The organism is Armatimonas sp., from assembly GCF_031410135.1.
GTDB lineage: Bacteria > Armatimonadota > Armatimonadia > Armatimonadales > Armatimonadaceae > Armatimonas.
The window spans coordinates 1-13,123 of sequence record NZ_JANNYP010000487.1; the positions used below are offsets into that span (position 1 = coordinate 1).

The 13,123-nt window shown below is 59.3% G+C and carries 13 protein-coding genes, 1 tRNA gene and 1 pseudogene; 11 read left to right on the forward strand and 4 right to left on the reverse strand.

All coding sequences use genetic code 11. From position 1 onward, the window contains the following. Positions 1-533 (reverse strand): HD domain-containing protein (locus RMO15_RS18015; protein ID WP_309714966.1); only part of this gene is annotated, 533 nt, incomplete at its 3' end. Between the two features lie 36 nt (positions 534-569). Here RMO15_RS18015 and RMO15_RS18020 point away from each other — a divergent pair. The 3 genes from RMO15_RS18020 to RMO15_RS18030 are packed head-to-tail and all read left to right on the forward strand — an operon-like array spanning position 570 to position 2,219. Beyond that, positions 570-1,214: a DUF1080 domain-containing protein gene (locus tag RMO15_RS18020; protein ID WP_309714968.1), complete on the forward strand. Its 645-nt coding sequence runs from the start codon at positions 570-572 to the stop codon at positions 1,212-1,214. 3 nt (positions 1,215-1,217) lie between these two features. Next, positions 1,218-1,535, forward strand: coding sequence for an antibiotic biosynthesis monooxygenase (locus RMO15_RS18025; protein ID WP_309714970.1), 318 nt, complete (start codon positions 1,218-1,220; stop codon positions 1,533-1,535). Between the two features lie 6 nt (positions 1,536-1,541). Beyond that, positions 1,542-2,219, forward strand: a complete 678-nt coding sequence (locus RMO15_RS18030) for a methyltransferase domain-containing protein (RefSeq protein ID WP_309714972.1) — start codon at positions 1,542-1,544, stop codon at positions 2,217-2,219. A 22-nt stretch (positions 2,220-2,241) separates the two neighbouring features. On the opposite strand, the pseudogene RMO15_RS18040 reads toward RMO15_RS18030, so the two are convergent. Next, positions 2,242-3,041: pseudogene (locus RMO15_RS18040) on the reverse strand (dienelactone hydrolase family protein). Positions 3,042-3,155: 114 nt separating this feature from the next. On the opposite strand from RMO15_RS18040, the gene RMO15_RS18045 reads away from it, so the two are divergent. Next, positions 3,156-4,433, forward strand: a complete 1,278-nt coding sequence (locus RMO15_RS18045; RefSeq protein WP_309714978.1) for a PQQ-binding-like beta-propeller repeat protein — start codon at positions 3,156-3,158, stop codon at positions 4,431-4,433. A gap of 98 nt (positions 4,434-4,531) precedes the next feature. Here the strand turns inward: RMO15_RS18045 and RMO15_RS18050 are convergent, their stop codons facing one another. Both RMO15_RS18050 and RMO15_RS18055 read right to left on the reverse strand, forming a co-directional pair. Beyond that, a complete protein-coding gene (locus tag RMO15_RS18050) occupies positions 4,532-6,946 on the reverse strand; it encodes a DPP IV N-terminal domain-containing protein (protein ID WP_309714980.1) in 2,415 nt (804 codons plus the stop codon). Positions 6,947-6,949: 3 nt separating this feature from the next. Continuing rightward, positions 6,950-7,393, reverse strand: a complete 444-nt coding sequence (locus RMO15_RS18055; RefSeq protein WP_309714982.1) for an ASCH domain-containing protein — start codon at positions 7,391-7,393, stop codon at positions 6,950-6,952. A 14-nt stretch (positions 7,394-7,407) separates the two neighbouring features. Here RMO15_RS18055 and RMO15_RS18060 point away from each other — a divergent pair, with 14 nt between their 5' ends. From RMO15_RS18060 to RMO15_RS18090, 7 genes are all read left to right on the forward strand, one after another. Beyond that, positions 7,408-8,802, forward strand: coding sequence for a hypothetical protein (locus tag RMO15_RS18060; protein WP_309714984.1), 1,395 nt, complete (start codon positions 7,408-7,410; stop codon positions 8,800-8,802). 10 nt (positions 8,803-8,812) lie between these two features. Beyond that, complete coding sequence (locus tag RMO15_RS18065; protein ID WP_309714986.1) at positions 8,813-9,538, forward strand: hypothetical protein; 726 nt, start codon at positions 8,813-8,815, stop codon at positions 9,536-9,538. A 42-nt stretch (positions 9,539-9,580) separates the two neighbouring features. Further along, positions 9,581-9,652 (forward strand) — tRNA-Gly (locus RMO15_RS18070). A 54-nt stretch (positions 9,653-9,706) separates the two neighbouring features. After that, positions 9,707-10,930, forward strand: coding sequence for an acetylxylan esterase (locus tag RMO15_RS18075; RefSeq protein WP_309714988.1), 1,224 nt, complete (start codon positions 9,707-9,709; stop codon positions 10,928-10,930). 158 nt (positions 10,931-11,088) lie between these two features. Beyond that, positions 11,089-11,571, forward strand: coding sequence for an SsrA-binding protein SmpB (gene smpB / locus RMO15_RS18080; protein WP_309714990.1), 483 nt, complete (start codon positions 11,089-11,091; stop codon positions 11,569-11,571). Continuing rightward, positions 11,564-12,340 carry a ChbG/HpnK family deacetylase gene (locus RMO15_RS18085; RefSeq protein ID WP_309714992.1) on the forward strand — a complete coding sequence of 259 codons (777 nt, stop codon included), beginning with the start codon at positions 11,564-11,566 and terminating at the stop codon, positions 12,338-12,340. Before smpB ends, RMO15_RS18085 begins: the two co-directional genes overlap by 8 nt. A 6-nt stretch (positions 12,341-12,346) precedes the next feature. Beyond that, on the forward strand, positions 12,347-13,123 hold a 777-nt coding region (locus RMO15_RS18090; protein WP_309714994.1), incomplete at its 3' end, for an E3 binding domain-containing protein.

Below are 13,123 nucleotides of genomic sequence, written 5' to 3' on the forward strand. Positions count from 1 at the left end.
CAAGGCGGTGCCATAGGCGGGTAGGTTGCGATTTTTTGAGCCAGCCGCACCCCAAGCTCAGGGGAAAACTCGGCGAGGGCATCATAGATCTGCTGCGCCTCGACTTTATAGGCACTGATTTTCTCGGAGCTCCAGTGCGCAGGCGGCGTCTGGAGGTTGGTGATCCTATCCGCCAGCTTCACCCATGCAATCTGGGGGGGCTGCTCACGAATCCGGCACAAGCTATCAGCCATGCGCTGCTCTTTGGGAAGCGTCACATCTTTGGTGAGCGCCTGCACGCCCGCCAGCACCTCTGCACCAAACTCTGCTTTGAGAGTCGCTGCCGAGAGTTCGGTGTCCTCTAGGGTGTCATGAAGAAGGGCGCAGAGAACCGCAGTAGTGTTGTCCGAAATGCCACCTGAAACGGTCATAACCTCGGCGGCGACTTGCGTGACATGCAAGAGATAGGGAAGCTCGGTGCCGGGAACACCCTGCCCCTGGTGTGCCTCGGCGGCAAGACGTAAGGCGCGTTGAATACGATCAGCAGACCACATGGCCTCATTCTACCGGAAAGGGGTACACTGGGAAGCATGAAAATGTTATTTGCTCTGGGAGCTGTGCTGCTGCTGAGCGCTGACCCCGCGCCCCTCTTTGACGGTAAAACTCTCACCGGCTGGACGACTTCCACAGGTAAACCGGTCACGACCGGCTGGGAGGTGCAAGACGGCACCCTCCATCGCGCGATGCGTGGGGGCGATATTCTCACCGAGAAAGAGTACGCCAGCTTCGATCTGAGCTTCGAGTGGAAGATCGCGCCAGGGGTGAACTCGGGGCTGAAGTACCACTACGGCAAGTACGGCCAGAAGACTCTCGGGATCGAGTACCAGCTGGTAGATGCGGGCCAGAAAGCCGACAACCAGGGCAAGCACGCCCCCGGTAGTATCTACGATCTCTTTGCCGCAGACCCCAAGGTGCTCCCCAAGCCCGCCGGGGAGTGGAACACCAGCCGGATTATTGTCAACGGCAAGAAGATCACGCACCTGCTCAATGGTAAGAAAACCGCAGAAGTGACGATGGGCTCCGACGAGTGGAAGGCGGCGCTGGCCAAGAGTAAGTTCAAGGACGCCGAAGACTTTGGAACCAAACCCGGCAAGATCCTGCTCCAGGATCATGGCGGCGAGGTCTGGTTTCGGAATCTCAAGCTCACTGAACTCACCCCCAAGGAAGGCCAATAGGCCATGTACGTTGTCTGTGTAACCGTGCTCATCAAGCCAGGATTAGGAGCCGCGTTTCTCGAAGAGGCGCGCAAGAACCACGAAGGCTCGGTGCAAGAGCCCGGCTGTCTGCGCTTTGATGTCCTGCGCCTCGCCACGCCCCCAGAAACAGGCCAGCCGGAGGGCTTCTACCTCTACGAAGTCTACAAGTCCGAGGACGACTTCAAAGCCCACCAGCAGACGCCGCACTACTTTGCCTTCCGCGATGCCGTCGAGCCTCTTCAGCAGGAGCCCCGCAAAGGCATCCGCTACCACTCCGTCTTCCCCGAAACCTGGAGCTAAAATCCTATGCAAACACCCACAAACTCTCAACCCAAGAAGCCGCCGTATGTCCGTCGCCAGTTTCACGACCCCAATGGCACGGGGATTTTCTACCAGGGCCGCGAGATTGCCCTCGTGATGGGTCATGAGGGCGCGGACTGGCTCGACCGCCCGGAGCGTGAGGAAGAAGAGGCTCCTACCCTCTTAGTCAAAGCGCTGAAGCTCAAGCCCGGTATGGTGGTCGCCGATATTGGAGCGGGCAGCGGCTATCTGAGCTTTATGATGGCCAAGCAAGTCGGGGCCAGTGGCAAGGTGCTTGCTGTAGACATTCAGCCCGAGATGCTCCAGATCATCGAGCAGAAAAAGAAGCAAAACGGCATTCGCAATGTCGAAGTGGTGCTGGGCAAGACCGACGATCCCAAGCTCCCGGAGAAGTCCTGCGACCTTCAGATCATGGTGGATGTCTACCATGAGTTTGACAAGCCCTACGAGATGGTCACCGCCATGGTGAAGGCAATGAAGATCGGGGGGCGGCTGGTGTTTGTGGAGTACCGCAAGGAGGACCCCAATGTCCCGATTAAAGAGGTCCACAAGATGAGTGTGGCGCAGGTCAAGAAAGAGATGGGGTTGTTTCCCCTGAAGTTTGTGGAAAACAGCCCCCTCTTGCCCCGTCAGCACATTCTAATCTTCGAGCGCGTGAAGTAGCCCGCCGGTTGAAAGCGGCGGATTACGCGCCGTTTTTCTTGAACCAGGCAAGGAGCTTGGCAAAGCCATCTTTGGCGTCTTTTTCGTTGTAGCTAGGGCGGTAGTCGGCGTGGAAGCCATGCTCGGAGTCGGGGTAGACGAGGATCTCGCACTTGGTGTTGCCTGCGGTCTTCAGCGCGGTGCGCATGCCCTCGATGCTTTCCAGTGGATGCCCTTGTCTTTTGCGCCGTAGAGGCCCAGAACCGGAGCCTTGACTTTGCTAGCGAGCTCGGTCGGGCTCTTGGGCTGAAGAGGGTTGCTCTGGCCCACAAGCCGTCCGTACCACGCGGCCCCGGCTTTTAACTTGGGATTGTGCGCGGCGTAGAGCCAGACGACGCGCCCGCCCCAGCAGAAGCCCGTGATGGCGACCCGGCTGGCATCGGCTTTTCCGGTAGAGGCGGCGTAGGCAACGGCGGCATCGAGATCCGTCATGACTTGCGCATCGGGGACTTTAGAGACCACGGGAAAGATCTCGTTCATGGGCTTGTCCGTGACACTGCCCTGTCGGACGTAGAGCTCGGGTGCGATGGCAAAGTAGCCCTGCTTGGCAAAGCGCCGGCAGACATCTTTGATGTGCTCATGCACCCCAAAGATCTCCTGCACCACCAGCACCACGGCAGGCTTTTTCTTAGGATTGACTTTCGCCGGAGCGGCGTAGTAGGCGGGCACTTCCACACCGTCCGCGCCCTTGAACTTCGTCATTCCCGCCGCGAGGCCCTTGGTGTCCGTGATCACCGTCTCCGCCGAGACCGGCTGCACCGCTAGCGCAAACCCCGCCGTCATCGCCGTGGTCAAAACCGCACGCCGGGTCACGCCTTCAGTCTCACTTTTCGGCTCAGAGAGCCACTCGGTATCTTTGATTTCCATAGTGGCAGTATACCTGGGTAAAATACGTGTATGGCAACCACAATTCACTGGCCGCAGTTTCGCGGCCCTGGCGCAAGCGGGATCGCGGAAGCGGCAAAGACCCCAATCACCTGGGATATTGAGGCCAAGAAAAACCTCAAGTTCAAGATCCCTCTACCTGGGTTGGGCCACTCCAGCCCGATTATCTGGGGTGAGAAGGTCTTTGTCACCACGGCGCTCTCGGGCAAGAACAACGATCTCCGGGTAGGACTCTACGGCGACATCGCTCCCGTTGCAGATACCTCGGAGCACGAGTGGCGTATCTACTGCCTGAACAAGCGCACGGGTAAGATTCTCTGGCAGCAGACTGCTTGCAAAGGTGTGCCTAAGATCGCACGCCATACCAAGTCCACGCAGGCCAGCGCGACCATGGCGACAGATGGAAAGCGGGTGCTTGCCTTCTTTGGTTCCGAGGGGCTCTACTGCTACGATCTAAACGGCAAGCTACTCTGGAAGCGAGACTTTGGCGTTTTAGACTCCGGGTACTTTCAGGTTCCCACCGCGCAGTGGGGCTGGGCAAGCTCTCCGATCTTCGCCGAGGGCAAGATTATTGTCCAGTGCGATGTTCAGAAAGGCTCGTTTGTGGCGGCGCTCGACCCCGCTACTGGCAAAGACCTCTGGCGCACACCCCGCACGGATGTCCCCACCTGGTCCACTCCCACGCTCTGTAAAGTCGGTGGCACACCGCAGATAGTGGTGAATGGCTGGAAGCATATCGGCGGCTATGACCTCAAAACGGGCAAGGAGTTGTGGAAGCTGGTGGGCGGCGGTGATATTCCGGTTCCGACCCCTATTATCGGGCAGGGGCTGATCTTTATCACCAATGCGCATGGCAGGCAGAACCCCATCTACGCCATCCAGCCGACGGCACGTGGCGAGATCAAGCTCCCCCCCGAAGGACTGGGAAATCCGAGCTTTGCCTGGGGAACTCTTCGCGATGGTGCCTACATGCAGACCCCACTCGTGCTGGGCAACTACCTCTATGTCTGCAACGATGCCGGGGTACTGCGCTGCTTTGAGGCCGACAGTGGTAAGAAACTCTACGAGGAGCGCCTCGGCACGGGGCGCACGGGCTTTACGGCATCGGCTGTGGCCTCCGGCGAGAAACTCTACTACACCAGTGAAGAGGGCGAGGTCATTGTGGTGCAGGCGGGGGCCAAGTTCAAGATCCTGGCCCAGAACCCCTTGGGTGAGGTGTGTATGGCAACTCCCGCCATCTCGGAGGGAGTTCTCTACTTCCACACCCAGGGGCACCTGGTCGCGGTCTAACCTCTCCTCCCCCCAACCCCCTCCTCACCTAAAGGCAAGGAGAGGGAGCCAGAGGGTTCTTAGCCCCTTGCCTTTAGGTGAGGGGTTGGGGAGAGGTTTTATTTCACCTTCATCTCGGCGTTGCCGCGCTGGTAGTCGCCCAGCAGGTGCTCGGCAAAGTACTCTAGGGTCATCTGATTGAAGTAGCCGGTCATGTCGCCAAAGCTGTGGGTCTGGCCGGGGAGCATCATGAAATCGAAGCGCTTCCCGGCCTTAATCAGCGCATTGACGAGGCGAATCGTGCCGCCGGGGTGGACATTGTTGTCTACCTCGCCGTGCACCAGAAGTAGCTTGCCCTTGAGGTTGCCCGCCAGCTCCGCATTGGTCGGGACTTTGATCTCGAACTTGGTCTCGCCCGTGGGCTTGCCATCGGCACCGAGAACGGGCACTTCCTTTAGGCCGTGGTGCTGCTCGCTCCAGTTGGCATTGTAAATATTGTTATCATGGTTGCCCGCGCTGCTGACCCCCACCTTGAAGAACTCATTGTACGGTGGCATGAGCAAGGCGGCACCTGTCATGAAGCCACCACCGGAGTGCCCAAAAATGCCCACTTTATCAATATCTACCCACGGAAAACGCGCTGCAAGCTGCTCAATGCCGGTCTTCTTGTCAGCGAGGCCGTAGTCGCGCAGATTGTAGTAGCCGTAGCTGTGGTAGGCGTTGGAGCGGGCCGGGTTGCCGCCCCGGTTGCCGATCTGGATGACGATAAAGCCAAGCTGGGCCATGCGTGCGTTGGTGGCACTCACGCTAAAGCCTGAGTTCACCGACTCGGTCTGGGGACCGGGGTAGACATAGGCGATAATCGGGTACTTGCGTTTTGGGTCAAAATCGGTGGGCTTCCAGAGGTTGCCGTAGAGATCATTCACTCCATCGGCAGCTTTCACCATGAAGCGCTCCGGCATGCGCCAGCCCAGCTCTAAGAGTCGCTCTAGCTTGCTCTCCTCCAGATCCATGAGAAGCTTGCCCTCACGGTCACGGAGCACCGCCTTTGGGGGAAGGTCGGGGCGGGAGGAGACATCCACCACAAAGTCTTTGCTGGGCGAGACACTCGATGTGTGCTCCGCTTCACCGGAGTCGGTCAGAGCAAGATCACTCCCATCAAGGCCGACACGGTAGAGGTGCTGGTAGTACGGATTCTCCCCGGCCTCGCGTCCCTGCCCCACAAACCAGAGCTGGGATTTTTTCTCGTCCACCTCCGTGATGCTGCTGGCGCGATAGGGACCACTCGTCACGGCATTTTTTAATTTGCCGTCGTTGCTGTAGAGATAGTAGTGCCCCCACCCCGAGCGCTCGGAGAACCAGAGAAAATCGCCGCCTGGCTTGACGTACTTGACTTCCTGAAGCTCCAAGAAAGCATTCGCCACGGTCTCCGTCACCAGCGGTGTCACGGTCTTGGTAGCAAGATTGATCTCACACAGCTCCGCGTGGCGCTGGAGCCGATCCCGCCGCACAAAGCGCAGGGTCTCCGAGGTCGTGTCCTGGAAGTGAAGATTGCGAATCTGCTGGTCTTTGTACTTCTCAACCGGTAGCTTCTCCAGCACTTTCTTCTCGGGATTAAAGGCAAAAAGCTCCTGGCTCCCTACCTCGGGCTCGCCGGGCATGGCGTACTTATAGCTCATCAGCGCGGGACGAGGTTCGGCCAGGGAGCTGACAAGATAGAGCTCCTTCACTTTACGAGAGTCAGAGCGGCTCACATAAAAGCGCTTGGAGTCCTTGGACCAGGTGACATTGGCCCGGACACGTTGCTCCGTCGGCGGAGGGGGTGCCCCGCCACCTTGCTGTCCACGACGAGTCCCGCCACCGCCCCCAAAAATCCCGCCAAAGCCCCCCTCGCGGCTCCCGAAGCTGTAGTCTTTTTCGCCGTCTTTGGTGAGCTGCACCGGCGGCTGGTCTTTGCCCTCTTTGATCTCCACGTAGTAAAGATTGTGGGCCAGGGCGTAGACATAGGCTTTCTTATCGGGTGAGAGATTGCGAAAATCCCGCGCCTCGGTGGTCGCAGCAGCTGCGCCCTCTTTCGGGGCAACTTTCAGGGTCTCTTTGGCTAAGTCATACTCGTAGCGCGTTGTTTTTGGCGTGGTGCTCGGAGCAACGGGCGCTTCGATAATCGAGAAAAACATCCGATTGGTATCTTTCTCATCAAAGGTGACCGTGGTAAACGGCAGATTGGTGGAGTCGTAGGGCTTCTGGGTGAGCTCAGAAAGCAATGCGGCCATCTTTGCGGTGTCAAAGAGCGGTGTTTTCTTTTTCGCCTTCGGGTCCACTTTCCAGAACTTTCGCCCGGAGTCGTCACGCCAGACATACCAGAACGTGTCGGTCTTGTTGATCCAGCCCGGCGAAAGAGTTGTGCTGGGCACAAAGGGCGTCAGGCTCTCCGCCGTAAAGCGGTTGGCGAGCTTCCAGTTGACCTTGGGTGGCTCGGCTTGCGCAAGTTGCGAGACAAGCGCAGGAATGACAGAAGAAACAGGGAAAAGCATGGCTTAAATTCCATCCAGCCCGTACTCGTCCACGGGCGAAAAGTAAATAATGGTAATGAGACTCTCTTCGACAACGGGCCGGTCGTAGACACGGGAGAGGAGAGCGATCACATCCTCCTTAGTGCGAAACTCAGGGTTCTCACGCTGAAGATCGCGCGGCGTCAGGTCTTTAATCGCCTTCACCTCCACACTATCTAGTATGGCGGTAAAGAGCTTGTAGCGCCTTCCAAAGCGCTGCCCAAGTGTCACCCAGACCAACATCCCCGACTGATACTTGCCCGTCTTATCCCCGAGGCGGATCGTCGCGGACTTACGGCCTTTGCGCAAGGCATCGCCGTAGAGCTCGTTGTAAAAATTAAGTGCGAACATCTCCGCCTCCTTCGACACACCGACGGGGAAATCCTGCCTCACCCGTGCATCCCGGCTGGCGGCGATCTGAGCCGTCACGCTACAATAGCATCATGACACCCCTTGAAGCCGAACTTTTGGACTTTCTTCTCCCCGCTCCGGGCGCAGCATGGACTCCCGCGCAGGCCCAGGCGTTCTTGAACCAAAAGGGCACCCGCTCGGCGGTTTATTTAGTCGTCGGGCTGTTGATCCGTAACCAGCAGAGTGATGCGGCGCGGGCAGCAGCGGTGCTGGAGCTGTTAGTGAACTTGCAGAAGCGCTTGCCGGGGATGTGGCTTGGGGTCTGGCCGGGCGACAATGGGACGACGGGGCGGATGCTGGACCACAACTGGCGCGAGTTTATCGGAGTCGGACTGATCGTCGCCCGGGAGCGTTATGGCAAGCTCCTGCCCAAGGCGCTGATCGAGAAGATAGACGCAGCGTTGGTGATTGCTGCGGAGGGGGATATTGTCCGCAATGTCTCGCCCGAGTACACCAATATCGCTCTGATGAGTGCGTTTCTACAGGAATGGGTCGGAGCGACGCTAGGCAAACCGGAGATTGCCGCCAAAGGTGCGGAGAAGGCGCGGCAGGTAGCGGCGCTCTTTAACCAGTCCCGCACGTTCACCGAGGACAACTCACCCACCTACGGCGGCGTGGATGCCATGGGCCTAGCGCTCTGGCGTGAGCTGTCACCGTCCAAAGAGAGCCGTGCGGCTGCAAGTGCGATGGAGGCGGCGTTCTGGCGCGACACGGCGCAGCTCTACCACGCAGGTCTGCGCAATCTCTGTGGACCGTTTACCCGCGCCTACGGCATGGACATGGTGCAGTACACCGCCATCACGGGGGTGGCGATTCTCTTACTCACCCAAGACAAGAAAACGGCTCCCGCGCCATCGGACTGGAATAATCGCAGCTTTGAGTGGGCCTATGCTCCGATGTTTCTGGCGCTGGGCCTGCGCTGCCCACCCGATGCTCTGGCGCACTTCAAGGCCTTTGAGAAACCGCGTCGTTTAGAGCGAAAAGTCCCCCGCAACGGGAAAGCCTACCCCGTGCAGTGTGTCTTGGAGAAAAATTGGATGATGGGCGCGACAGTCGGCCTCACCCGCGCCTGGGAGCAGCACGCACCAGGGACGATCCACTGGCGCATGGCCGATGGCAGCACCGGCTGGCTCTTAGTCCACGGCACCAACGGGGTGGAAGTCAAGCTCGTCGGAGATACGATGCAGATCGTACTTCCCAGGCGTACGGGTGAGCGGCTGCGCCTACTCTTGCATGCACCAGGGTGTGCACTCGGTGGCCCGACCTGGAACCTTAATGGACTTCGGGTCAAGCTTGAGACGACACTGGGCGAGAAGAGCAATGCCGTGGTGACGGATAAACATTTCGGCAAGGCACTGGAGGTTTCCTGGGCATTGCCGGTGAGCCTTCCGCCCGGTACAATTCTTACACTCACCGTAGTCAAATAATAAGGTTTCTATGATGCTTCCTCTCGTTCCGCCGATTGTGATCCAGCAAGAACAAGCTCCTGCAACGCTACGTGCTCTGGAGCCGCTGCTGCGCGAGGTCAGCGAGCGGGCCGGGGTGCGCCTGCTCTCTGACTCTAGCCTGACGGGCGCACGCCTGGTGCCGCCGCGCTTGGCGGTCAACGATGCGAGCCGTGTGGAGGACTGGCTCAAGGAGCTGGTGCGCACGATTCCGGGCGGCGCAAACTGGATCAAGCTCTGGCTCCCGCCCCCGCCTCGTGGCAAGCGCTGGAGCGGCGATGAGATTGTTAAGTATGCCCTGAGCCTCGCAGAGCTCTACGGCACGGTCGGGATGGTGCAGGAAGGCAAGTCCGAGATCCTCGCCACGCAGCTCCCCGATGGCCCGGCGCAGTCCGTCAAAGACGCGCTCAAGCTGCAGCCGGTCTATCTGCTCACGCGCCGCGGCACAAGGACCTTTGCAGGCAAGTGGAGCGCCACGTTTGGGGAGCTGACCCTAGAGATTCGTGGCAACCGGGTAACGGGCAGCTATCCGTCGAGCGAAGGAGTAATTCAGGGAACGCTGATCGGGGATCGGCTCACATTCACCTGGACGGAGCACGGCAGCTCCAGTGGTCGAGGCTGGTTTATCCTCAGCGACGACGGCGAGTCGTTCTCCGGCAAGTGGGGTAGCGGCGACGAGGAGCCTAACAAAGAATGGACCGGCAAGCGGGTCTACTGAGCCTTGCATCCCTCTAAAAAAGCCGATACAATTCAGTCCACTGCGGGAGTAGTTCAGTGGTAGAGCGTTTGCTTCCCAAGCAAAATGTCGCGAGTTCGAGTCTCGACTCCCGCTCTCAAAGCCTTCTGGTAAAATCAGAAGGCTTTTTTCTTTTTGGGGAGATTTTGGATGCAGCAAGCAGCGCGTTTTGTGGTCAATGCGGATCGAGCAAGTGGTGTCTACCCGGTCGGGGAGATGGTTCGCTGGAGTGTCCAGTGGGCAGGCGAAGGCCCTGCTCCAGCAAGTGTAGAGTACTCGATCAAGCGCGGAGGTCTCACCGAGATCAAGAAAGCGACACTTGCGCTGACGAACGGCCAAGGCACCGTCGAGGCGCGCTTTGATAGACCGGGGGCACTCCTTCTGGCTCTGTCCGGCTCTCGGAGCCGAGGAGGCGCAGTCGCCGCTCCCGAGAAGATCGCGCTCTCGGCGAAGCGCCCCAGGGACTTCGATGCCTTCTGGGCCGATAAGCTTCGAGAGCTGGAGCGCGTCCCCACCAATCCTCAACAAGAGCGTGCCCCCTCAGGGAAGGCGGGCGTGCTCTACTCCAAGCTCACGATGGAAAATATTCGGGGGACGAAGATTCGCGCACAGCTCGCCCAGCCTGCGGGAAAGACCAAGCTCCCTGCCCTCTTGATTGTCCAGTGGGCCGGGGTCTATGGCCTGCCGAAAAACGGGGTAACGGATCGCGCCAATGAGGGGTGGCTGGCGCTTAATGTCATGCCCCATGATATTCCCTTCGACCAGCCCCCTGCTTTTTACGAAGAACAGAGCAAGGGGCCGCTCAATAACTACCCCGCGATCGGCAACGATAGCCCAGAGACAAGCTACTTCTTGCGGATGTATCTGTCCTGCTACCGCGCCGCGCAGTATTTAACGGAGCACCCAGACTGGGACGGCAAAACTCTCGTGGTAATGGGCGGGAGCCAGGGCGGGCTCCAGTCGCTGATGACGGCGGGCCTGCACCCGAAGATCACAGCGGCTCTTGCCTCGGTCCCCGCAGGCTGCGACATGCTCGGCCCCGATGTCGGTCGCGCGCCCGGCTGGCCACAGTGGGTCAACAACAGTGGTAGCAAAGACAAAAACAAAGTGCGCGAGACTGCACGCTACTACGATGTCGCCAACTTTGCCTCACGGATTAAGTGTCCCGTACTGATCGGCTGTGGCCTGATTGATGAGACCTGCCCACCCGAAGGGATTCTCGCCGCAGCCAACCAGATCAAGAGCCCCAAAGAAGTTGTCTTGCTCCCGATAGCAGGCCATCAGAACGAAAACGGCTCACAGGCTGCTTACGACAAGCGTTGCTGGAGCGCTTGGCTTCCCGCACTGCGCGATGGAAGACCCATCCCACGCTAGGGCCATCTCCCCCGGCTCGTTCCTCGCCACCCCCTCTTCCCCCCATGGCTCGTCCCTCGCCGGGAAGAGGAGCAGAAAACGGTACAGGCCCATTTATGGGTCTTGCCGCAACAGCAGGCTGCTTTAGCCGCCTGTTCAACGCGGTATAATAGGGCCTCATGTCCACCAGTAAAAAAGAAGAGAAGAGCGGTCAGAAGCGCACGGTCGCTGTGAATCGCCGCGCCCGTCATGAGTACTTCATTGAGGAAGTCTATGTCGCGGGAATGGTTCTGGTTGGCACCGAGGTGAAGTCGCTACGAGCGGGAAAAGCCAACCTCACCGACGGTTACGCCCGTATCGAGAAAGGCGAGCTCTGGCTACACAACCTGCACATCGCCCACTTTACTCAGGGCCATGGCGACAATGTCGAGCCCACGCGCACCCGCAAGCTCCTGCTCAAGCGCAAAGAAATTGATCATCTGCTGGGCTTGACCCAACAAAAGGGCCTTGCCCTGATCCCCCTGGCGATTATCTTTGAGCGCGGCTTTGCCAAGATTGAGCTGGGGCTAGGGCGTGGTAAGAAGCTCTACGACAAGCGTGAAGATATCGCCAAACGCGATGCGGACCGGGAAGCGCGCCGCGAGGTCTTTGGGCGTGGTTAGTACGATTCCGATCGTCACACGTGGCGATGATGCGGGCTCATGCGTCGCGGCGAATCGAGGGGTAGAAGAGGCAGCAAAGTTTGGCGTGATGCGCAACGCATCCGTGATGGCCTGTGGCCCCGCCTTCGACGATGCCGCAGAGCGCCTGCGCGGAATACCCGGCCTCTGTATCGGGCTTCACCTCACGCTTGCCGCAGAGTGGGATGGTATCACCTGGGGGCCTCTGACCGACTCGCCGCTTCTCAGAGATCACCGGGGCGTCTTCCCGCAGAGCCCTGCGCAGCTTCCCCGCACCCCCGAAGCCATCACCGCCATGCTCGCCGAGGCACAAGCACAGCTCGACCGAATGCGCAGCGCGAACCTCGCGCCTGAGTATCTGGATGAGCACATGGGCATCACCTCCTGGGCCGTCCCCGAGCTACGCGAGCCGCTGATTGCCTGGGCCGAATCGGAAGGGCTCCTGACTGTCTACGATATTCCCAGCCTTCCTGGTGAAGGTGATCTTCGGATGCGACTGATTAGGTATATTGAAGGCGGCCCTTATGTCTACATCAATCATCCCGCAGTAGATGACGATGGAGAAATGCGTAGAATGGGAAACGCGGACTACTCTGGCGAGCAGATTGCCATGGAGCGCGACTCAGATCGGCGAATGTGGTGTGATCCCAGACTCAAAACTGCGAGCCTGAGTGGCGACATCGACAACCATAAGTATGAATATCGTTTTGTAAGCTACTCCGAGGCAATTCGGGGTTTCAGTCGTTTGTGAGGAAATATGGCTAGGACAGTAAAAGTGCCCGTGCTTGGGCAGTCGGTTGAGGAAGTTCGGATTGTTCAGTGGTTCAAGAAGGTCGGTGACACGGTCACGATTGGCGAGGCACTGGGTGAGCTAGAGACGGACAAGACCAACATGGAGTTCGCCAGCACGGAGACGGGCACAATTCTGAGCATTCTCTCCCCCGTGGATAGCTACGTCAAGGTGGAGACCCCGCTCGTTCTTGTCGGGGAGCCTGGTGAGAGTGTCACCGTACCAATTGAAGCTGCCACAGCTCCTGTCGCGGCCCCCACTCTTGTCGTTGTTGCGGCGGCCCCAACACCCCCTGTATCCGCCCCCCTACTCACCAGCACAAGCACCGATGTGATTGATGCCTCGCCGCGTGCGCGCCGTGTCGCCGATGAGCTTGGGGTGAGTGTCAAAGACCTAGCAGGAAAGGGCACCGGGCCAAATGGACGGATTATCGAGCGTGACATTGAGGCCGCACACGCAGCGATGCTTTTTGCCCCCCCCGCCCCCGATAACGGAGCCAATGTGGTGCGCATCTCGCCACTCGCTCAGGCCATTGCAACAGGCGAGGGTGTGAACCTGACCGAGGTGGCAGGCAGTGGCACCGGCGGGCGTATCACCGCCGACGATGTACGAGCCGCGAAGCCCGCGACCATTCCCTCCTCCCCCAGCCCCTCCTCCCAACCCTGGGAGGCAGGATTGGGGGAGGGGAGCCAGAGGTCGCTTGGGACTCCCCCTCTCTCCCCCTCCTCCCAGGGTTGGGAGGAG

What these genes read in the sequence shown, in the direction of transcription:
- RMO15_RS18065 (WP_309714986.1), top strand. Translation starts at nt 8,813, where the DNA reads ATGATGCTTCCTCTCGTTCCGCCGATTGTGATCCAGCAAGAACAAGCT.
- smpB (WP_309714990.1), top strand. Translation starts at nt 11,089, where the DNA reads ATGTCCACCAGTAAAAAAGAAGAGAAGAGCGGTCAGAAGCGCACGGTC.
- RMO15_RS18030 (WP_309714972.1), top strand. Translation starts at nt 1,542, where the DNA reads ATGCAAACACCCACAAACTCTCAACCCAAGAAGCCGCCGTATGTCCGT.
- RMO15_RS18020 (WP_309714968.1), top strand. Translation starts at nt 570, where the DNA reads ATGAAAATGTTATTTGCTCTGGGAGCTGTGCTGCTGCTGAGCGCTGAC.
- RMO15_RS18050 (WP_309714980.1), bottom strand. Translation starts at nt 6,946, where the DNA reads ATGCTTTTCCCTGTTTCTTCTGTCATTCCTGCGCTTGTCTCGCAACTT.
- RMO15_RS18045 (WP_309714978.1), top strand. Translation starts at nt 3,156, where the DNA reads ATGGCAACCACAATTCACTGGCCGCAGTTTCGCGGCCCTGGCGCAAGC.
- RMO15_RS18025 (WP_309714970.1), top strand. Translation starts at nt 1,218, where the DNA reads ATGTACGTTGTCTGTGTAACCGTGCTCATCAAGCCAGGATTAGGAGCC.
- RMO15_RS18075 (WP_309714988.1), top strand. Translation starts at nt 9,707, where the DNA reads ATGCAGCAAGCAGCGCGTTTTGTGGTCAATGCGGATCGAGCAAGTGGT.
- RMO15_RS18060 (WP_309714984.1), top strand. Translation starts at nt 7,408, where the DNA reads ATGACACCCCTTGAAGCCGAACTTTTGGACTTTCTTCTCCCCGCTCCG.